General features: G+C 45.5%; 16 protein-coding genes. 8 read left to right on the top strand and 8 right to left on the bottom strand.

The genetic code is table 11. The features are described 5' to 3' along the window. Positions 1–283 precede the first annotated feature (283 nt). Positions 284–1,027 (bottom strand): biotin--[acetyl-CoA-carboxylase] ligase, encoded by a 744-nt coding sequence (locus QZT80_RS21070; protein WP_295126793.1) that lies wholly within the window; start codon positions 1,025–1,027, stop codon positions 284–286. Positions 1,028–1,196: 169 nt separating this feature from the next. Here QZT80_RS21070 and rsfS point away from each other — a divergent pair, with 169 nt between their 5' ends. The 4 genes from rsfS (at position 1,197) to QZT80_RS21090 (ending at position 5,155) form a co-directional block, all read left to right on the top strand. Beyond that, a complete protein-coding gene (rsfS, locus tag QZT80_RS21075) occupies positions 1,197–1,598 on the top strand; it encodes a ribosome silencing factor (RefSeq protein ID WP_295126795.1) in 402 nt (133 codons plus the stop codon). Between the two features lie 81 nt (positions 1,599–1,679). Continuing rightward, a complete protein-coding gene (gene ftsH / locus QZT80_RS21080; RefSeq protein WP_295126798.1) occupies positions 1,680–3,713 on the top strand; it encodes an ATP-dependent zinc metalloprotease FtsH in 2,034 nt (677 codons plus the stop codon). Continuing rightward, the gene (locus QZT80_RS21085) at positions 3,713–4,348 is read left to right on the top strand and encodes an LUD domain-containing protein (protein ID WP_295126802.1); all 636 of its coding nucleotides are present in this window, start codon (positions 3,713–3,715) and stop codon (positions 4,346–4,348) included. Before ftsH ends, QZT80_RS21085 begins: the two co-directional genes overlap by 1 nt. 30 nt (positions 4,349–4,378) lie before the next feature. After that, positions 4,379–5,155: a UDP-2,3-diacylglucosamine diphosphatase gene (locus QZT80_RS21090; protein WP_295126804.1), complete on the top strand. Its 777-nt coding sequence runs from the start codon at positions 4,379–4,381 to the stop codon at positions 5,153–5,155. Between the two features lie 70 nt (positions 5,156–5,225). Here QZT80_RS21090 and recO read toward each other — a convergent pair whose 3' ends face one another. Together recO and QZT80_RS21100 are read right to left on the bottom strand one after the other, a co-directional pair. Then, the gene (recO, locus tag QZT80_RS21095; protein ID WP_295126807.1) at positions 5,226–5,960 is read right to left on the bottom strand and encodes a DNA repair protein RecO; all 735 of its coding nucleotides are present in this window, start codon (positions 5,958–5,960) and stop codon (positions 5,226–5,228) included. A gap of 15 nt (positions 5,961–5,975) precedes the next feature. Then, entirely contained in the window at positions 5,976–8,246 is a 2,271-nt protein-coding gene (locus tag QZT80_RS21100; RefSeq protein ID WP_295126810.1) for a two-component regulator propeller domain-containing protein, read from the bottom strand. Positions 8,247–8,361: 115 nt separating this feature from the next. On the opposite strand from QZT80_RS21100, the gene QZT80_RS21105 reads away from it, so the two are divergent. The 4 genes from QZT80_RS21105 (at position 8,362) to QZT80_RS21120 (ending at position 17,039) form a co-directional block, all read left to right on the top strand. After that, a complete protein-coding gene (locus QZT80_RS21105) occupies positions 8,362–10,725 on the top strand; it encodes an efflux RND transporter permease subunit (RefSeq protein WP_295126813.1) in 2,364 nt (787 codons plus the stop codon). Positions 10,726–11,003: 278 nt separating this feature from the next. After that, positions 11,004–11,678: an IS1595 family transposase gene (locus QZT80_RS21110; protein WP_295126814.1), complete on the top strand. Its 675-nt coding sequence runs from the start codon at positions 11,004–11,006 to the stop codon at positions 11,676–11,678. A 637-nt stretch (positions 11,679–12,315) separates the two neighbouring features. Next, entirely contained in the window at positions 12,316–15,534 is a 3,219-nt protein-coding gene (locus QZT80_RS21115; protein WP_295126816.1) for a SusC/RagA family TonB-linked outer membrane protein, read from the top strand. 53 nt (positions 15,535–15,587) lie between these two features. Continuing rightward, complete coding sequence (locus QZT80_RS21120; RefSeq protein ID WP_295126818.1) at positions 15,588–17,039, top strand: SusD/RagB family nutrient-binding outer membrane lipoprotein; 1,452 nt, start codon at positions 15,588–15,590, stop codon at positions 17,037–17,039. Positions 17,040–18,159: 1,120 nt separating this feature from the next. Here the strand turns inward: QZT80_RS21120 and QZT80_RS21125 are convergent. The 5 genes from QZT80_RS21125 to QZT80_RS21145 all read right to left on the bottom strand — a co-directional run bounded on the left by QZT80_RS21125 (position 18,160) and on the right by QZT80_RS21145 (position 21,027). After that, positions 18,160–18,645 (bottom strand): helix-turn-helix transcriptional regulator, encoded by a 486-nt coding sequence (locus tag QZT80_RS21125; protein WP_295126820.1) that lies wholly within the window; start codon positions 18,643–18,645, stop codon positions 18,160–18,162. A gap of 481 nt (positions 18,646–19,126) precedes the next feature. Next, positions 19,127–19,507 carry a VanZ family protein gene (locus QZT80_RS21130; protein ID WP_295126823.1) on the bottom strand — a complete coding sequence of 127 codons (381 nt, stop codon included), beginning with the start codon at positions 19,505–19,507 and terminating at the stop codon, positions 19,127–19,129. A gap of 37 nt (positions 19,508–19,544) precedes the next feature. Continuing rightward, positions 19,545–19,925: a glycine cleavage system protein GcvH gene (gcvH, locus tag QZT80_RS21135; protein WP_295126826.1), complete on the bottom strand. Its 381-nt coding sequence runs from the start codon at positions 19,923–19,925 to the stop codon at positions 19,545–19,547. 92 nt (positions 19,926–20,017) lie between these two features. After that, the gene (locus QZT80_RS21140; protein ID WP_295126829.1) at positions 20,018–20,680 is read right to left on the bottom strand and encodes a peptidylprolyl isomerase; all 663 of its coding nucleotides are present in this window, start codon (positions 20,678–20,680) and stop codon (positions 20,018–20,020) included. Positions 20,681–20,694: 14 nt separating this feature from the next. Continuing rightward, positions 20,695–21,027, bottom strand: coding sequence for a hypothetical protein (locus QZT80_RS21145; RefSeq protein WP_295126832.1), 333 nt, complete (start codon positions 21,025–21,027; stop codon positions 20,695–20,697).

The following is a 21,027-nucleotide window of genomic DNA, read 5'->3' on the forward strand; positions in this document are numbered from 1 at the left end:
ATTCTATTTGGAGATTTAAATTTTCCAGACATGATCCAAATTTATCTGTTTTTACTTCTATTTGCTTACATTATAATTAAATAGTATAAAATAGTCGTGTTAAGGGATTGTGATCAAAAAGTTAACAAAATGCAAATTTGTTGCAGTTTTTGATTTGTATAATCAAAAAAGAATGGGCATCTTGGAAGTCCTTCCACTTTATCAACCAAAATTTATATGGCTACCCCTTACGCCTGCAACTTTGGAGAAGACACCTTCTCCAAAGCAGGCGAGTCTAAAGTGCCTATTTGGTAAATACGAATTCGATTTCTCCAAAGCCCGGTTCCAATATTTCATTATCTTCTTTTTCGATTTTCAGTCGTCCGTCTGGCAGTACATCGCGTATGGTGGCCTGGAAAAGTTCGCCGTCCTTACGATAAAAGGCTGGTTCGTTAAAGCGGAAAAGCCTGCTTTTATATTCCTCCAGCATTTCATTCATCCTTTCCGGCTGTAGTTGGCGGTAGCGCTTGTCCAGGAATGCACATAGTTCCTTTGCCAGTTCGATCGAATCCCATTCACGGCCGGTAATTTGCCGGAGCGATACAGGGTTTGCCAGCTCTTCGGGAAACCGGGGTGCGTTTATGTTGATGCCGATGCCCACTATGGCATATTGCCATATGCTGCCGCGTAATATATTTTCTATGAGTATGCCGGCTGCCTTTCTGTCACGCCAATAAATATCATTGCTCCACTTAATAGAGGTTTCGTCGCCGGCATAGTGTGCGAAAAAGTCGCAGGCGCCGAGGGCTACGGCCATACTAAGCATGAACTGCTGCGGGAGTTGTAATGCAGGCTGTAACACGGTTGTGAGCATAATATTCTCACCCGGAGGGCTGTGCCAGGCTTTACCGCGCTGGCCTTTACCCGCTGTTTGCTCCATGGCAAACCAGGCGGTTCCCTCTGCCACAGGGCCTTCATTGAGCCGGGCCATGGCATAGTTATTGGTGCTGTCTACACTGTCTAAAACATTAAAATATTCTCCGATCACGTTCGTCTACATAATTAGTTGAGAGAGCAAAGTAACGGATTTTAACATTTCCGAAAGTGGTGTGGGGGGCTGACATAATGTTATCACCTGATTACGCATATGATATTTCAGCTATTGTTTTAGTAATTTTGATAATTAAAGATTATTTTTAACGAAAACAAGGAATTTATTGGCACCCTTAACCATTCTGAATACGAGGAAAAAGGCGGTTAACCGCATCACTAGGAACAGTAAGATTTTTACAACTATCATTAAGGCCATCCAGGAAAAAAAAGGAGAGAATATCGTATCTCTCGATCTTCGCAAGATTCCTGAAGCTGTTGCTGACTTCTTTATCTTATGTGAGGCCAATTCCACTAACCAGGTTAAAGCAATCGCAGACTTTGTTGAGGATGAGGTGAAAAAGAGTATAGATGAAGACCCTTACAAACACGAAGGATATACCGGGCAACAATGGATACTGGTTGATTATGTAAATGTCGTGGTCCATGTCTTTCAGCCTGAAACACGTAAGTTTTACAGCCTGGAGGAAATGTGGAGCGATGCCGAGCGCATGGACCATTTAGGATAGATTTTGTGCGGATTGAACAAAAAAGCCTTAATATTATTATAATACCGATTGCAAAAACAAACGCGCTAAGGAGCGAAGATCATGGAAAAAGGAGGCAACAATTACTCAAAGGGATCAGAAAAATCTCCAAAAAAAGGACCAAAGTTCAATATATACTGGGTTTATGCCTTCATTGGTGTGGCCTTGCTGGCGATGAACGTCTTTTTCGATTTTCATCCCCAACCCGAAAATATAAGTTTTCAGCAATTTGAAGCTAACTACCTTCAGAACGGAGACGTTGACAAGTTGATGGTAATTACCAACAAAAAATATGTTGAAGTCTATATTAAGAAGGACAAGCTGAAAGAACCGAGGTTCGAAAAAGTGGCTAAAGGCCGCTGGGGAGCTGATAATCCTGGCCCGCACTTCAAGTTTAATATTGGAAGCGACGAGGGATTTAAAACTGACATGGACAGGGCGCAGGCGAATTTGCCGGTGGATAAACAGGTAAATGTGTATTACGACGAGCGATCAAACTGGTTCGACCAGCTTGCGCCGTTGCTACTGCCAGTGATCCTGATTATTGGTCTGTGGGTATTACTTATGCGTAAGATGGGCGGTCCTGCAGGCGGAAGCGGCGGTCCCGGAGGCATCTTTAACATCGGTAAATCCAAAGCTACTTTGTTCGATAAAGGCACCCGCGTAAACATTACGTTTAACGATGTGGCAGGCCTCGACGAAGCCAAGGTAGAAGTAATGGAAATCGTGGATTTCCTGAAGAACCCGAAAAAATACACCGCATTAGGTGGTAAAATACCCAAAGGCGCATTGCTGGTAGGTCCTCCGGGTACGGGTAAAACCCTGCTCGCGAAGGCTATGGCCGGTGAGGCCCAGGTGCCTTTCTTCTCTATGTCCGGTTCCGACTTCGTTGAACTGTTCGTAGGTGTGGGCGCCAGCCGTGTACGTGATCTGTTTAAACAGGCACGTGAAAAAGCACCTTGTATTATCTTCATCGATGAAATAGACGCCATTGGCCGCGCACGTGGTAAAAACATGATGATGAGCAATGACGAACGGGAGAACACCCTTAACCAGCTGCTGGTAGAGATGGATGGTTTTGGTACCGACAGCGGTATCATCATCCTGGCCGCCACCAACCGTCCGGATGTACTGGATAGTGCGCTGCTGCGCCCGGGCCGTTTCGATCGCCAGATCTCTATCGACAAGCCTGATTTGAATGGCCGTGAGCACATCTTTGAAGTGCATCTGAAACCGATCAAAAAATCAGCGAACCTAGATATTAAGAAACTTGCTTCTATGACACCTGGCTTTGCCGGTGCGGATATTGCCAACGTTTGTAACGAAGCGGCGCTGATAGCAGCCCGTAAAGGCAAAACCGAAGTGGAAATGGATGACTTTAATGATGCGATAGACCGTGTGATAGGTGGTTTGGAGAAAAAGAACAAAATCATTTCTCCGGAAGAAAAGGAAATCATTGCTTACCATGAAGCTGGTCACGCTATTTGCGGTTGGTACCTGGAGCATGCAAATCCGCTGGTGAAGGTAACGATCGTTCCGCGTGGTGTTGCTGCCCTTGGATATGCACAATACCTGCCTAAAGAACAATACCTGTACAACACCGAACAGCTGATGGACGATATCTGTATGACGCTTGGCGGACGTGCAGTAGAAGAAATCGTTTTCGGTAAAGTAAGTACCGGCGCGCAGAACGACCTGCAGGTAATTACCCGTATGGCGTATGCAATGGTAACGGTTTACGGTATGAACGAAAAAATCGGTAACGTATCGTTCTACGATCCTAACAGCGACCAGGCGTTTACAAAACCTTATTCTGAAGAAACATCCAAGATGATTGACGAAGAGGTGCGTAAACTGATTGAGACTGCTTACATCCGTACCAAAAGGATGCTGACCGAAAAGCTGGATAACGTAAAAGTGCTGGCCCAGGAACTGTTGAAAAAAGAAGTACTGTACAAGGATGATCTTGAGCGCCTGATCGGTAAACGTCCTTATGATCTCCACAGGGAGCATCATTTGAACAAAGAAGGTATGACAACCGATGGTGTACATCCTTCCGATATTATCAATCCTTCTCCTGTTAACGTAACAGAATAATGAAGATTTCTCCGGCCAAGGAAAATATATTGAAGAAAGTAAGGAATGCGCTGAGCCAGCCGGTTCAGCTGCCTTTCCCGAATGCAGAGGGCAATAGTTCGGTTTTTGTGACAGAGCATGATGGCCTGGAGTTGAAATTTGCTGAAGAATTCAGTCGCCTGCAGGGTAAGTTCGTTTTTTGCTCTTCGCGTGAAGAGCTGGCAGATAACCTGCAGGCACTTGTTGAACATAAAGAGTGGAAGCATATACAGTGTAAAACGCCCGCGTTGCTGAATATGCTTTCGCCTTTTAATCCTGCTTACCTGAATGTTGGCGGCCTGGAAGAAATGGATGCAGCGATTACCGACTGCGAATTCCTGGTAGCCCGTACGGGCAGCGTTATCCTCAGTTCCGCCCAGCCGTCCGGCAGGGTTTTGCCGGTTTATACACCGATCCATATTATCATCGCTTTTTCGCACCAGTTAATATTCGATATCCGCGACGGTATCGTGAAAATGAAGGACCGCTACGGCGATCAGTTGCCTTCCATGATCACGCTGGCCACTGGCCCCAGCCGTACGGCTGATATTGAAAAAACGCTGGTAGTAGGCGTACACGGTCCTAAGGAGGTGTATGTATTTCTGCTGGACGAGTAAAAAATGGGTTTCTCCGCTATCTTTGCACCCATGCAAATCGAACTTCCGAAAAATAAACGTATCTATTTCGCTTCAGATTTTCACCTCGGCGCACCAACGCCCGAGAAAAGCCGCGCGCGCGAACAATACATTCTGCGCTGGTTAGAAATGGCGGAAAAAGATGCGCAGCACATCTTCCTGGTGGGCGATATTTTCGACTTCTGGTTCGAGTACAAAACTGTAATTCCAAAGGGCTATACCAGGCTGCTGGGCAAACTGGCGCAAATGACCGATAAAGGCATTGGTATCTCTGTTTTTATCGGTAATCACGACATGTGGATGAATGGCTATTTTGAGGATGAGTTAAACATACCGGTGTATTATGAGCCCCAGACTTACGAAATATGTGGCAAACAATTTTATATCGGTCATGGTGATGGTTTAGGCCCCGGCGACCATGGCTACAAGTTCTTGAAAAAAGTATTCCGTAACCCTGTATGCCGCTGGTTGTTTTCGGGTATTCACCCCAGCTGGGGCATATCGCTGGCTAATTACTTTAGTCGTAAAAGCCGCGCCAAAACCGGTATGGAGCTTGAAAAATTCCTGGGTGAGGAAAACGAATGGCTCGCGATTTATTCGAAAGAAATGCTGCAACAGCAACACTTCGATTACCTGATCTTTGGCCACCGGCACCTGCCGCTTGATATTACCCTCTCTGAAAAAAGTCGCTATATTAACCTCGGCGACTGGATCAATTATTTCTCTTACGCCGTATTTGACGGTGATAATGTGGAGTTAAAATACTTCAAGGAAGAACACGCTCAGTAGCGTTTCTACTGTTGAAGAGTGCGACGCAACGGCGGCTCCATCAGGAGCTATCGCCTGGTTCCCCTTGTCCCTAATCCAGAATTTCATGTAAAATGGGAGGTGAATTAAGCTCGGGAAAGTCGGGCATATGTAACTTGAAGAAGTCGAGGTAGCGGTAGAGCAGGAAGCGGCGACGCTCTTTGTTCAAAGGTACGCTGTCGAGGTCGATGGGATTGGGTACGCTCAACAGCCTGTCTGTTATTTCGCTGTTGGTAGCATCGAGATGGAAATTATGATGGGGCGGGAGGTCGGTGTATACACCTTCCTGCATATCGAGATAAGGTGTATAATTGGAAAAATGGCCATTAATACGAAAGCCCAGATGTTCTGCCAGTTTGAGCGTAAAGTATAAAGGAATGTTAGCCGCCACCTGTGTGCTGCAAAGGTCCAGCGCCTGCAAAGCTGTGCTGGTAAAGTAAAATAGGGCAGGAGTATGCTCCGGTTGCCGCAATGCTTTTTGCAGAATTTCAATAATAAACAGCGCCACCGTATTTTTTACCACATTCACATGCAGCGATGTATAGATGTACGACATCTTGTACTCCGAAATACGCTGTATATTTTTCTGATCGTGATGATACACTACTAAGTCGAGGATGTTGCCAGGCTGCAGCAGGTTGCCTTTTGAGGCCTTTGGTTTAGATGAACGCGCCCCGTTTACGATATAAGACTGCACCCCGAAAAGTTCCGTGAAGATATTCACGATAACGCTGGTTTCGCCGTACTTCACGACGCGTAATACAATACCGGGAGTTTTGTGCAACATGCTAAGGCTGTAAAATTAGTGAATGAACACTATTTTGGTGACAAGCTTTTCTGCACCAGTATCGTCGGAAGAAAAAATCATGTATACACCACTTTGCGGTCGGTGGCCTGTATAGTCAGTACCACTCCAGATAGCCTGGCCGCCCTGTGCCCGTGTTTGATACACCAGCCTTCCGCTAACGTCTGTAATTTTAACCAGTGCATTACTGACCAGGCCGCGGATGGCAATGGTGCCGGTGTAACGGGGCGGAACGGGGTTGGGGAACACCAGTACATCACTTTTATTTTGCCTGGAAGTACCGTCTGTTGCAGTTCCACGGTAACTCACGAGCCCGGATGTAGTAGCAAAAAACACTTCGCCGGTTGTAGGGTGTATCACAATTTTACGCACTTCATTATTTAACAACGGGCTATTTCCGGTATTAAACCGCGAAATGATCTTATCACCGTTCGGGCTGATCAGCCAAACACCGTTTTGCGTGCCCACCCATTTGCGGTTAGCACCGTCTACTGCGATAGTGTTTACCTGTTCATTACGGAAAAGATAGCCGGCGAAATTGTCTTCCTGTAAAACGGGCAGGTAAGCCTCGCAGCCTGTAGTGGTAACGGCCTGCTGCGGACATTGAATAACACCCACGCCACGGTCGGTGCCTACCCATATATATCCATCTTTATCTTTTGCAATGCAGCGAACGTCATTGGAAGGCAGGTTGCCCCTGCCCGCACCGCTCTGGTAAATGGCCCATTTATCGTCGGCCGAAATAGCGATGTTAGCTCCGTGATTGTATACCAGTAAACCATTACTTTTTGGCGATACGATCCATTTTTGCCCCGCATTGTCGATCAGCAATTGACCAACGGCATTGGAGCTAAGGAAATACGGGCTGCTAAACTGGTGCCAGGTACCATCTTTCATTTTAACTGCCAGCTGGCGATTAGCGCCGTAGCAGCTAAGCCACAAATTACCATCCACATCCGCGGCCATTCCACTTACCCGGTACGCGTTAGTATTGTCTATCGCGGGATCTATATAAGGTTGTTTGAAAATCTGGCGCTGGTTATCCTTCGCCAGCGAAAGGAGCCCGCCGCCGAAGGAGCCCGCATACAACGTTTGATCGGAGAAGCCGAGGGAGATCAGGTCTTCCGGCAGGTCGGTATAATTAGTCCATTCCTCATTTTCGAAGCGGTAAAGGCCGTTTTTATTCTGCGTTGCCTGCCAGTTATTGGTTACTTCGCCAGCGCTCGCCCACAGTGTATTGCCGGTTACCAGCAGGTCGCCCAGCGCAACACCGTAAGGGGCATTGGGAAGAATGGTTTCGTAATCGTTTTTATAGATAACCAGTCCGGCGGTGCTGTCGGCAATATACGTAACGCCGTTGCTGCCTGCGGCCTGAACAGGTGTTTGCACAGCAACGTTTTGAGGAAACGTGTTTTCAAGTGCGCCCGATTCGGAGAACTGGCGGACCAATGGTTGCTGGTCCGTTTTGTTGTAACCGCTAACCAGCAGTTTGTTGTCCGATGGTGTAATGTCGCGCAGCTTTATGTTGGCCGGTGCCGACCATGGCGTCCAGGAAGTTTGTTGCCAGGAATACAGGGTGTCGTTTTGCAGGCACACGACCGTGTTGCCCACGGTTGCAATATCGGCGACCAGCATATTAAGTAAACCTGTGTTGGCAGTATGCCAGTTTTGGTAGTTCGCCAGGTTTACGCCCGTTAAGGGGGCCCGTTTTATGCCTTCGCTGGTGGCGGCATACAACCAGCCATCGTTATGCGCAAGGGCCGATACCTTTACAAAATTGCCATTGCTGCCCGGGTAGTAAGTGTCAGTTATCTCCGGTTTGGCCAGGTTCAGTACCAGGATGCCGAATCCGGTACACAGGTACGCATTGTCCTGGAAAAATGCGATATGGTAGATATATTTATCGCCGTTGACTTGTTTGCGAAGCAGATCGGGGATATTAATGATATTTTCGCGGCGGATGATATCGATGTTCCCGTTTTTGTAGCCGATTACGAGTGATGCAGAACTTTCGTGATAGCCGATGGCGCCAATGCCCGCATCGTGAAGGCCGTTAAGCTTACTATAGCGTGTAACTTCATGATCTGTAAGGGTTACAGAGAACAAGGCGGAGTTGGCGGCGCAGTAAACAACATCGGGGGCCAGTGCCAGGCCGGTAACATGGCGGTAGGGCAGGTGTTCGCGCCAGTAACCTATCGGTACGGTTTGTGCGGACACAGTTCCTATACTGATGAGGATGCAGAGTAGCAACAAAAGGGTGCGGTACATTTATCAAAAATATTCATTATTGTTATAGTTTCACATTTGTTTGAAGCCTTGGCATTAGTATATAATCATTTTCTTTAATTACCTTTACTAACATTTACCAAACTGTAAAAACCTTATGTGGCAGCGCTTAGCAGGACTTGTGTTGAAGTATAGACTAGCATTGTTGGCAATATTGATCATCAGTACCGGAATTATGGCCTGGTTTGCCGTTAAGGTACAATTGTCCTATGACTTCACCGGCGCCGTACCCCGGAGCAACGAAAAGTACCAGCAATATCAGCAATTTAAAAAGATGTTCGGGGAAGATGGTAATATGATGGTGGTTTCTATCGAAACCGACAGCCTGTTTCAACTCGACTTTTTCCGCGATTACGTTAACCTGAACGACGATATCCGCAAGATCCCGGCCGTAGAGAATGTACTTAGCGTGCCTATTGCAGTAAATCTCGTTAAAAACGACAGTACCCGCAAGCTGGAAACACTTCCCATTTTCCAGCCCATTCCCGGCGACCAGGCTACGCTGGATAGTCTGAAATCAGTTTTCTTCTCGCTTCCTTTCTACAAAGGACTTTTATATAGCGGCAACACCAACGCCTTCCTGATGGCTGTCCATATTAATAAGGACACGCTGAACTCGAAGGCCAGGATTACCGTGGTGAAGGCAATTACAAAAGTGGCGGAGGCCTATGGTGCCAAACACAATATTGATGTGAAGCTGAGCGGTTTGCCGCTGATCCGCACCATTATGGCTACTAAGGTAAAGGACGAACTCACCATGTTCCTGGGTATATCGTTGATATTAACAGCAGTGATACTACTGGTGTTTTTCCGTTCCATCAGCGCTGTATTAATGTCGATGATCGTGGTGATCATGGGGGTGATCTGGTCCGTTGCCACGATTCACCTCTGTGGGTTTAAGATCACGCTGCTCACCGGGCTTATTCCGCCATTGATCGTGGTGATCGGTATTCCGAACTGTGTTTACTTTTTGAATAAATACCATGTGGAGTATGCCCATCACGGGGATAAGATGACCGCGCTGACCAAGATGGTGCAAAAGATGGGCATAGTGACGCTGTTTACCAATCTTACCGCGGCTATTGGTTTCGGTGTATTCTATTTTACAGATAGTGCAATACTGAAGGAGTTTGGTATCGTGGCAGGTATTAACATCATGTTGATTTTCATGATCTCGTTTATCTTCCTGCCTTCGGTATTAAGTTACCTTCCGCCTCCCAAAGCTAAACACACCAGCTACCTCGACAGTCCCATGTTCAATAAGCTGCTCACGATGCTTAACACGCTGGCTTTCCGCCATCGTCCGGCTATTTACACCATTACTGCTTTGATGGTGCTGGGAGCAATATTGGGTATGTTAAGGCTGAAGCCTGTAGGTTTTATCGTAGATGATATTCCCAAATCGGACAAGCTGTACAAGGACCTCAAGTATATCGAGAAGAACTTTAAAGGGGTAATGCCACTGGAAATAGTGGTAGATACTAAAAAGAAAAATGGCGTAGTAAACCTGAAAACGCTGGAAAGCATCGACAAGTTTACGAAGGAGATAGCCGAAAGGCCACAGTTTGCCCGTCCATTAAGTGTGGCAGAAGGTATTAAGTTCGCCCGCCAGGCTTATTACAATGGCGACAGCACCAGTTATTCCATTCCCAACCAGTTCGATATCGGCTTCCTGGCACCTTACATGCGTATGAAGGCTTCCAGCAGCAACCCGTCGGCCTTTAGCAAACTGGTTACCTCCTTTATGGACAGTACCCGCCAGGTAGCACGTATCAGCGTAAACATGGCTGATGTTGGTTCCCAGGAGTTGCCTCGTTTGCTCGATACACTGCGTCCAAGAGCAGCAGAGATATTCGATACTGCGAACTACAAGGTGACCTTTACCGGTACCAGTGTTATCTTCCTGGAAGGAAGCCGTTATATCATCAACGGTTTGCTCGAAAGTATTGCGTTGGCATTTGTATTGATCGTGTTTTGTATGCTTTACCTGTTCCGTTCCTGGAGAATGCTGATCATTTCTATCGTTCCTAATATCATACCGCTGATCGTTACAGCGGGTGTTATGGGCTGGCTGGGCATCGCTATCAAACCTTCTACAGTATTGGTATTCAGTATAGCCTTAGGTATTGCGATTGATGTGACCATCCGTTTCCTGGTGAACTTTAAGCAGGAGCTGGAACACCACGACCTCGATATTTCGGCAACCGTTAGGCAAACAATCAACCACACCGGTTTGAGTATTATTTATACCTCGATGATCCTGTTCGCAGGTTTTATGATATTCGCCTTCTCCGAGTTTGGTGGTACCAAGGCCCTGGGCTGGTTAACCTCCCTTACACTGGTGATGGCCATGATTACCAACCTTACGATTTTGCCTGCTATGCTGTTATGGATGGAGAAAGCGTTGCTTAAAAAGGCAAGGAAGAAAGAGTTGTGGAAGGCACTGGACGAAGAAGAGTAGATATCAACTTTCAGATACTTGCAGGCTTATGGTTCACAATACCATAAGCCTGCTTTGTTTTTGGCATATGAGTTAGTCCCAAACTTGATAATTTTATCCCTTTTTGATTCATTGAAATGCTTTTCTGTATTGGATTTGGATAGTTTTTTGAGTTTTTAGCCCTGAAATAATCTAGTAGGCATCATTCATCATATGTTTCTCACCGTTTGTAAAAAAACCTTACGGATACACATGAAAAAATGGGAGGTTTATAATGCCATTCTCAAACCTCTTAGTCCATGAAAAATAAGTACTTAAAGGGCGCTCATTTGTCCGAGCGGAAATTTAAGGAGATCCTGAAGCTATTTTCAGAAGATCTCACTGCCACGCAGATCGCTAACATCAGTGGTGTTAGCCGGGTTACGGTAAACAGCTATCTGAAGAAGATAAGGCTGCAGATCGTTAAATACTGCGAATCGGTAATGCCTGAACAGGCTAGTTATCCGAAAATACAACACCGAAATGGCCACGATACTGCAGTGGCTGTTAAAAGTGAGGTAGACCGGATCGTGAAGCCTGTGATTTTCGGAATTTATAAGTCCGAGAGCAAGGTATTTACTGAAATATTGCCGGAAGTTAGCCGGTCGATGATCCAGGCCATTGCCCGCGGACGTTCTGTGCTGGAAACAGTGGTTACAGCAGATCGCATCCGCAGATTCCACGGGGTGGTGGACCTTGGTCAGTACCGCCTGTACAACCTGGGCGGTAATCACGGCGAAAACGGTAAACAGCTGGATGATGTTGACGGGTTCTGGGGGCTAACCAAGCACCGGCTCGCCAAGTTCAAAGGCCTCAACCGCAATACAGCCTACCTGCATCTTAAAGAATGTGAATTCCGTTACAACTACCGCAACGAAGATCTCTACCAGGTTTTATTGAATCTGTTAAAAACTTATCCGCTCAACTTATCCTGACCGGTCGTGCATTTTTGACCATGTTTGTAGCTTAAGAGCATGGGCTAAGTGTGCGTTGAACTTTTAGCTTCCGTCGGTTTACTCCGGCGGAAGCCCTTTAACGTGAACGTTAAAACCCTGGTTAGCTAAGACGAACCGGGTTATATCATATTCAAGATTTTTCGATTTAGATTTTGGTTGATGACAAGCGGGCGATTTTTATTGCCTGCTTTTTTATTTTTCGAACTTTCTCCCACTAACAGTTGTTTTTAATATACAGGCCGAATCGGTTTGGGTCTATTTTTGATGCGTTATAAGCGCAGTGTTGTTTCTGAAGTGCCAAGTCGCGACTTGATGAATTAAGGGGCGCAGGGTGTCTGAAATGCACTGCTGTGATTGTTTCTTTTGTTAGAAATGAACATCTAGATAAGATAAGCGTAAAAACTGCGGCTGTTTAGCGCGCTGGACATTAGCTACCCATGATCTTGTTAGTCATTCATTTCTAGCATTTTAAGACATTATTTACATCTTAATATTCTTCTTATGTTAAGAAGGTGTTAAAATATTGATTATTTCTATAGAATTAATGGGGGGTGAATGGTCCTGAACCCTAACTTCGCTGTTAATTTTTCGTTAAACGTTAAACCAAACTTTGCTTATGAGGAAAAGTCTAATCACGCTTTTCCTGTCCATGGTGTGCATTGTCACCAGTGGCCAGGTATTTGCGCAAACTCGTCCCGTTACGGGAACAGTTACATCTGCAGAAGACGGTTCGCCAATCCCCGGCGCAACCATTATTGCCAAAGGAACAAATACAGGAACTGTAACTAACGTTAATGGAGCATTCTCGCTGAATGTACCTGCCGGCGTAAGTACACTTATTGTAAAATTTGTTGGTATGAAGGATATGGAAATTGCGCTTACAGAAGCAACTTCCTATCCTGTGTCACTGCAGGCAGACGTTAGAACACTGAATGAAACAGTGGTTACAGCTAACGCGATCAGAAGAGAAAAAAGTTCATTGGGTTATTCGGCTCCAACCGTAAAAAATGACGAACTCACCAAAGGCCGCAGCGGAAGCGCATTAAACGGTCTCGCTGGTAAGGTAGCAGGTGTAAACATTACCAGCACCGCGTCTGCTCCAGGTAGTTCTTCACGTATCGTACTGCGCGGTGGTTCTTCCATCACTGGTAATAACCAGGCCCTTATCGTTGTTGACGGTGTTCCTATCGATAACTCCAATATCATGGGCGGCGGCGATAGCCGGTCCAGTGTTGACTTTGGTAACCGTGGTAACGATATCAACCCCGATGATGTAGAGTCTATGACCATCCTGAAAGGTCCTGCTGCTGCTGCGTTGTATGGCTCACGTGCATCTAACGGTGCAGTGATCATCACCACAAAATCCGGCAAAAGGAACGACAACAAAAAGATGGAAGTTACTTTCAACACCACTACCACTTTCTCCAACGTACTTAAACTTCCTGACTTCCAGAACAAATTCGGCCAGGGCGGCGATTTCGAGCCTTATCCAATGGAAAACTGGAGCTGGGGACCTGAGTTCGACGGAGTAGTTACACCATGGGGGCAGATCATTAACGGCGAACAGCTGGAAAAACCTTACGTTGCTCAAAAGGATAACGTGAAGGATTTCTTTGAACTTGGTACTACACTTTCTAACAACCTTTCTCTCGGAGGTGCCAGCGAAAAATCGAGCTACTACCTGTCTTTAAGCAGTGTAAACTCTGATGGAGTAATGCCGGATAACTACGATAAATTCAGCAAGTACGGTGTTAGGTTTAATGGTAGTACGCAGCTCACCAACAAAATCAGCTCTGCACTCAGCCTTAACTACAGCAAAATCAACTCAAACAATATCCAGGGTGGCCAGGGTGATGGTTCCGTTTATGACAACGTGATACAAACACCAAGAGACATTCCTTTGGATAAAATAGGTGATCTTAGCAATCCGTTCTATAGCTATGGTGGTTTGTTCGATCCCGAAGGCAATGAGCTTTATGGCTACTATGGCGCTTATACAAAGAGCCCGTATTATGTGCTGAAGAATTACAAAAACCAAAACGACGTAGATCGTATTACAGGTAACTTTACCATTTCCTACAAACCACTTGCGTGGTTAGATGTAGTAGAAAGGCTGGGTGCTGATATATACACCGACCGTCGTCGTTTCAAGTATCCTAAATTCAGCCTGTTGCCGGCCGATACCGAAAGCGGCCAGTACAGCGACGCGTTTCTGTCGTCGAGCAACGGTATGTATGCCGAAAATACTTACACGCTCAGCGAAATCACACATGACCTGATGGTAACTGCACAGCATAAATTCAGCGAGGATTTTAATGCCAGCCTGATGATCGGTAATAACATTCGTCAGCGCCAGTTCACACAATCGGAAGTATCTACCAACACAGCAAACGGTCTGGTAATTCCAGGGTGGTATAATTTTGACAACAGTAACGGTCCTGTAGATGCATTCAACTACAATTCTAACCGCAGGCTGGTTGGCCTGTACGGTGAGTTGAACCTGGCTTACAAAAGCATGTTGTACCTGGGCGTTACAGCACGTAACGACTGGTCGTCTACACTGCCAATGAAAAACAGGTCGTTCTTCTATCCTTCAGTGAATGCTTCCTTTGTGTTCACCGAACTGATGAAAGGCAGTGGGTTTACAGATGTGTTGAACTACGGTAAAGTCCGTTCTAGCTGGGCTTCTGTAGGTAATGATGCGGATCCTTACCTGTTGGCTAGTTACTACACTAAAACAGATATCGCTGGTGGTTTTGGCAATACTACCTTCCCTTTCAACAACATACCAGGTTTCTCTCTGAGCGACCGTATCGGTAACGCTGATCTCAAACCTGAGAAAACACAGGCATTTGAAGTTGGTGCTGAACTGGGCTTCTTTAACAGCAGGGTGTCTGTAGACTTCTCTTACTATCAAAACAGGTCTAAAGACCAAATACTGAACATCCCGATTTCTTCGGCTTCCGGTTTCTCCAGCAAAACCATTAATACCGGCGAAGTGGAAAACAGGGGCGTGGAATTGAGCCTTCGTGGTACGCCGGTTAAAACGGCAGATTTCACCTGGGAGCTTTACGGAACGTTCACGAAAAACAAGAGTGAAGTTATTTCACTGCTGGACGGAGTAAACCAGGTGGTGATAGGCGGTTTCGGGGGTATGAGTATAGTAGCGGCAGTAGGTAAACCTTATGGTACCTTCTATGCTACAGATCTCCGCAAAGATGCAGAAGGGCGTGTAATTGTAAACCCGGATAATGGTTTGCCTTTACTGTCTGAAACACCTCAGTACCTCGGTTCATACAATCCTAAATGGCAGGGCTCAATCGGTACGAACCTTACCTGGAAAGGCTTTAACCTCGGTGTGTTATTCGATACCAAACAAGGTGGCAAGTTCTTCTCCCGTACTAAAGACGTCATGGACTTCGTAGGTACGGCTGAGGAAACTGCTGTTAATAACCGTGAAGATCATATTTTCCCGAATTCAGTATACCTCGATGGTACAGGTAAATCTGTTACCAACACGGAATATGTCTACTACGTGCAGGATTACTTCACTAACCAGATCCCTGCGGGACAGCATGTTGTTGATGGTTCTTACGTGAAGCTCCGTGAATTGAACCTTAGCTATCGCATACCTAAGAATGTTCTTGCCAGAACATTTATGGGCGATGCTTCAATAGGTGTATTTGGTAACAATCTGTTCATCTGGACAGCCGGCGAGAATAAGTACGCAGATCCTGAGATCAACTCTGGTGGTGCCGGTAACGAACAAGGTCTTGATTTTACTGCTCAGCCTTCGCTTCGCAACTTCGGCTTTAATCTGAAAATATCTTTCTAGTTAAAAGATCGGGAGCGTTCTAACATTAGAGTTTAAAACTTAAAAAACTAAGAATGAAAGTATTTAATATAAAACACACGCTGGCGGCACTTGCAATTGGGGTATTGATACTGCCAGGGTGTAAGAAGTTTCTGGACGTGAATGATAACCCCAACGCCTCCAAAACAGCGGATGTGTCGCAAATACTGCCATCTGCCCAGGCAGCAACTGCGTATGTGTTAGGTGCGGATTTTCAGATTTATGGTGGTATTTGGGGGCAGTTTTGGGCGCAATACTGGTTGTCGTCACAGTATAAGTCGATAGAGCAATACCAGCCCGTAGCTACCGATTTCGACAGGCCCTGGAATATTCTTTACAGTGGTGCGCTAACCGATGCAGACTCACTTACGCAAAAAGCAGGTGTAGCCAAATTTAACCAGTATGCGGCGATTGGTTACCTGCTGAAAGCGTATACTTTCCAGATGCTGACCGATGGTTTTGGTGATATTCCTTTGAAAGCTGCGTTGAAAGGCGATGCAAATCTGAGCCCTTCTTACGATCCGCAGGCAGAGGTGTACGATACCATTTTCGCCTACATCGATCGCGCTATTGCACTTGCAGATCCTGCTTCTGACTTCCATCCTACAGCCGACGATCTGATTTTCGGTGGTGATATGGAACAGTGGATACGTTTCGGTAATACTTTGAAATTGCGTGCTTACCTGCGTATATCTGCGGTTGCAGAAGCAAAGGCATCGGCCGGTATTGCTGCATTGTATGCATCCGGAGCTGAGTTCCTGGAAGATGATGCGCTGATCGAGTATATTGCTACCGGTGGTAACAATAACCCATTGTTCGCAGAAATGTTGGGTCTTGGCAGGACGCAGAACCTGATTGCAAGTGCGACTACGGTTGATACGATGAACGCGGCATCAGACCCAAGGGTGAAAATATTCTACAGGCCAATACCAGCCTCGGGATTAGTGATTGGTATACCGCAGGGTAGTTACAACACTACGCCTTCGAGTACACGTTCTACACCTTCTTATATTGTGGGTGCAAGGGCAAGTGATGATAATTCGGCATTAGCTCCGGTTAAATTCATTTCTGCGGCAGAAAGTTATTTCCTGCAGGCAGAAGCCGTAGCAAAAGGTTATGCTACCGGAGATGCGGAGGCATTGTTCATCGCTGGTATCACTGCGAGTTTTGAAGCATACAATGTAACAGGTCTTGCTACTTACCTGGCAAATGCAGGTTCTGCACAATGGCCGGTAGGAGAAGATGCGCAGGTGCAAAAGATCCTGCTGCAGAAATACCTTGCCATGTGTGGTAACCAAAACTTCGAAGCATGGACAGAATGGCGTCGTACAGGTTATCCTAACATCTTTACCCTTTCTGAGGCGTCTAACCTTGGAGCTGGTAAGTTCCCGTTACGTATGCTGTATCCAAACACAGAAGCAACAAGGAACCTTAACTTCCCTGGTGCTAAGCTGGTAGAAGATGCAGTGTGGTGGGATGTTCAGTAAGGAATGATTTTTTGACATAAAGAGGGGTTGCCATAAAAATGGCAACCCTTTTTCATTAATGACAATTGGTATAAGACAAAATTTTCAGTTAAACTGAAGGAACGGCCGAGGAAATAAACTTCGGCCATCCACAACAGCCTGACGTCAATGGTTGGTTTTTGTTTGAATGTCACAATCCCGTTTCCCTCGTTATCTACAATTCCTCTTTTGTTAAACGCCGCGCAGATTTGACTATATGCAGGCGTGGCGATTTAACGAACATTCGGAATGATTTTAAGAAAATGTAAGCCAGCAAAGAGTTGCCAGCCGTTTTTTCCTTGAACCCCATGTATAAACAGTAAAAATCATGAGGTCGCGTGTTTGCTATGAAGTTGAACCATATATATTGACGGCCGTAATAATCATGTTTCATTTTTTATTTGATGAATGTAGTGTCGCGTTAGGCGAAGATGTTTTCAATTGTTCAAAGTATGAACGTAACGATAATCAACATACCTGCTACGTTTATCCGGGCGCCAGCATAACTGTCGACTGCTGAACAGTATGTGACGCTGCCTCCCATTAGCCCGCTGGCAAGCATGAGCATATACGATGCGGGTATCCGCAACAAACGATCTCATAACGATAGGTTTGATTTAATGAGACAATAAACCGCCATCCCGCGCGAGCGGGAAACGTAACAGCCTTGTGAATTTTCGTCTTTAAGCTTATTGAAATCTGGAGAACTGTGACCGCCTGCGAGCCCCCTTCGCCCTTAACAGGCCGCCATCAGTTTAGGTGGTAAATATTCAATATGCACATTCTCACGCCTCTTTACCAGGAGGCAATTAAATAGGGTTTTCAAATTCCTGATGGCTTTGAGGCCGCAAATTTTTCCCCGGCCACCCAAAATTCTGCCAAGGTTGTACCGGCGGTATTTGCTGTTATCAGGTGTTTCAGACCATAACAAATAAAATCCCAATGTTAGTTGGAAAAGACTTTTTAAGGGGATACATGCAGTTCTCAGTGTGCAATGAGGAAGAAACCGGCTAACATGTTTTTAATACAATGTAGATTGGCTTGCATGTACTTCCGGTATTACACCGGAATCTTAAAATGGTGGTTTTGCCCAAACAGGGTTTTATCTCGTGTCGTATTTTTTCAAAAATTCAATTAATTGTTGTTGCTGCCCAAATACTGCATGTAATGTTTTGTTTACTTCCATTACCGCTGTTTCCATCTTCTTCGACGTTTCACTCCAGTTGCTCATCATGGAAATGACTAACTTCTTGTCCCTTATTCCATGCTCCACAATCGCCATAATACACGTGGCATACCAGTCGTCATTGTTGCCCGACAGTTTTGCTTCGGTTTCACTAAGCGTACTACTAAGCGGATTTTCCAGGTCGAAATTGATGATGTCCGCAAAATCCATTTCCAACACTTCCGCAATCTCAAGCAAACGATCTACCGTCATCTCTTTCACCATATCACGTTCGATGTTGCCATAAGCAGTAACACCAATCTTCAAACGAGAGGCAACGTAGTCCTGCGTAAAATTCTTTAGCTCGCGCAACTTTTTTATCTTAGGTCCTAACCTCATTTCAGAAGGAAGTCTGGTCAACATTTGGTTGGATTTAAAAGTAGAGCATTTAATGTTTCGTACGAAATCGAATGTGCCCATCCGAAGAAATTATCAGTTTCACTTAATGTGAACTTAAGTGGGACTAACATTTTAGCCGTTTTTTTAGTTAAGAATAGTCTCGGTTTTCCTTTGTTTAGCGTTATTTCGGCACACGAATATATAGTGCTGCATTAAACAACACCTGCATAGTTCGAGTCAATAATTTTTTGATGGGACTTTATTAAGATGGGCAATTCAAATATAAGAACATGTTTTGATTGAAAAATCACTGCAGCCGATTTTTCACCCGCTTAATATCACGTTGAAAATATTTATCATCAACTTAAATGAAGAATAAATGATTGTTTATCAATCATTTTGAGAGAATGGAAATCGGTCGGGCGTTAATAAAAAAAAGCGGGAATTTTTTTTAGTGGGGCAAACGTAAACGGCTACATCAATCAAAAAATAAATGAGTGGGCTATCACTTTAAATAACGCTTACCAACAAACTTAAATACAAAAATACCTGCTAAAGCACCTGCAGCATCGGCAGCCACATCCCACATATCAAAACTGCGGTTAACCACCAGGTATTTCTGAATGTACTCGATCGCTAAACCATAACCGCTGGCTACTAACGCGATCAGGAACAGCGTTGTGTTACTGATGGAACCTTTCTGCCTGTAATAACCGTAACTAATCCAGAGAACAATACCCCCGAACAGAACGAAGTGAACGATTTTATCGACATGTAACTGATCGAGCAGGGAAACCTGGGGAATGTCGTTTCCCGGAAGGGTACATAAAAAGAGAATGAGGCCAATCCAAACAACTGCGGGTAAATAATATCGGATCGTCCTCATTCTCTGTGTATTTTTAATTAATCGTTGTATCTAAAAATTACTCGCCTACCAACTCTTTATAAGCATCGGCAGAAAGTAAACCTTCGTAATCTGCAGGATTGCCAACAGTCATTTTAACCATCCAGCCTTCGCCGTAAGGGTCGCTGTTAACCAGTTCGGGCTGAGCATCCAGTGCAGGGTTAACTTCATTAACCGTGCCAGCAACAGGCAGGAACAGGTCGGATACGGTTTTTACCGCTTCCACAGTGCCGAAAACCTCTTCTGCTGCGAGAGATTTACCAATTGTAGTAATGTCAACAAACACGATGTCGCCCAACTCGCGTTGCGCAAATTCAGTAATGCCAATAGTAGCCGTATTACCTTCAAGCAGTACCCACTCGTGGTCTTTTGTGTAACGGAGATTAGACGGAAAGTTCATGATTTTTGATTTTGAGCCGTAAAATTAAAGATTAGATATAGAATAATAAAACTTCTCTCACTGATCTTACTCAGATATGAAAAAGCCTTATATCAAAACAGCAGCAGTTTTTTCACCACCCTGATCTTCATCGGAACATCGGTAACCGGCCGGTCTCTGTTATCGGTTTTAAGCGCGGCTATCCGGTCAATAACTTCCATTCCTTTGATCACCTCACCGAATATGGTATAACTTTGGTCCAACTGGGGGGTGCCGCCAGTCTGTTTATACACCGCACGCTGATCTACCGGGATCTTTCGTCCTCCCAGCCTGTTTGTTTCCACCTTATCCAGTTCATCGTCGGTGTATTTTTTCCCCTGTACAATATAGAACTGGCAACCGTCTGAGGCTTTGGCTGGATTATTATCCCTGGCCGCTGCTAAAACGCCTTTCTTATGAAACAGGTCGAGCTGGAACTCGGCAGGGACCGTATAACCCACTCCGCCTTCGCCCAGTAATTCGCCTGCTTTCGCCCTGCGCGAATGGGGATCGCCGCCCTGGATCATGAAATCTTTGATCACCCGGTGAAACAATACGCTGTCGTAAAAGTGCTGACGGGTAAGCTTCAGAAAGTTATCGCGGTGTTTCGGTGTTTGATCGTACAGCCGGATAATCATCGTGCCGTAGGGGGTAATTACTTTGACCTTACGGTTTTTTTCGGCCATCGCAGGGCTTACCACCAGGCAAAAACATAATAGGAGGAGGAGGTTACGCATGAAAAGGCGGTTTATCAGATTTCGAAATAAGTGAGTACATGTTCTTTAATAAAGTGTTCCTGCTCCATCAGCTCCATTTTAGGTACGGGCTGTACTTCCGTAAAATGGGGCCATCCGTCCTTATCTACCCCGGCGAATTCAAAATATCCGCTCTGCGACAGCAATGTACACATGGCAATGTGCATCAGGTCCTGCTTTTGTTCTTTCGTAAATTTCTTCTTGGAATAATTACCCAGTTCCTGTACGCCTATTAAAAAGAGAATGGCCTCCATATTGGGCGCTTTTCCGAATCGCTCGTGAAGCAGTGCTTCCAGCTGCTTCCATCTATAGTCAAAATCTTCCTGCAT

Source organism: uncultured Chitinophaga sp. (assembly GCF_902168175.1).
Classification (GTDB): domain Bacteria; phylum Bacteroidota; class Bacteroidia; order Chitinophagales; family Chitinophagaceae; genus Chitinophaga.

Excerpts from the sequence above, each read along its gene's own strand:
- ftsH (WP_295126798.1), top strand. The coding sequence starts at position 1,680 with ATGGAAAAAGGAGGCAACAATTACTCAAAGGGATCAGAAAAATCTCCA.
- QZT80_RS21085 (WP_295126802.1), top strand. The coding sequence starts at position 3,713 with ATGAAGATTTCTCCGGCCAAGGAAAATATATTGAAGAAAGTAAGGAAT.
- QZT80_RS21090 (WP_295126804.1), top strand. The coding sequence starts at position 4,379 with ATGCAAATCGAACTTCCGAAAAATAAACGTATCTATTTCGCTTCAGAT.
- recO (WP_295126807.1), bottom strand. The coding sequence starts at position 5,960 with ATGTTGCACAAAACTCCCGGTATTGTATTACGCGTCGTGAAGTACGGC.
- QZT80_RS21100 (WP_295126810.1), bottom strand. The coding sequence starts at position 8,246 with ATGTACCGCACCCTTTTGTTGCTACTCTGCATCCTCATCAGTATAGGA.
- QZT80_RS21105 (WP_295126813.1), top strand. The coding sequence starts at position 8,362 with ATGTGGCAGCGCTTAGCAGGACTTGTGTTGAAGTATAGACTAGCATTG.
- QZT80_RS21110 (WP_295126814.1), top strand. The coding sequence starts at position 11,004 with ATGAAAAATAAGTACTTAAAGGGCGCTCATTTGTCCGAGCGGAAATTT.
- QZT80_RS21115 (WP_295126816.1), top strand. The coding sequence starts at position 12,316 with ATGAGGAAAAGTCTAATCACGCTTTTCCTGTCCATGGTGTGCATTGTC.
- QZT80_RS21120 (WP_295126818.1), top strand. The coding sequence starts at position 15,588 with ATGAAAGTATTTAATATAAAACACACGCTGGCGGCACTTGCAATTGGG.
- QZT80_RS21125 (WP_295126820.1), bottom strand. The coding sequence starts at position 18,645 with ATGTTGACCAGACTTCCTTCTGAAATGAGGTTAGGACCTAAGATAAAA.
- QZT80_RS21130 (WP_295126823.1), bottom strand. The coding sequence starts at position 19,507 with ATGAGGACGATCCGATATTATTTACCCGCAGTTGTTTGGATTGGCCTC.
- gcvH (WP_295126826.1), bottom strand. The coding sequence starts at position 19,925 with ATGAACTTTCCGTCTAATCTCCGTTACACAAAAGACCACGAGTGGGTA.
- QZT80_RS21140 (WP_295126829.1), bottom strand. The coding sequence starts at position 20,680 with ATGCGTAACCTCCTCCTCCTATTATGTTTTTGCCTGGTGGTAAGCCCT.
- QZT80_RS21145 (WP_295126832.1), bottom strand. The coding sequence starts at position 21,027 with ATGCAGGAAGATTTTGACTATAGATGGAAGCAGCTGGAAGCACTGCTT.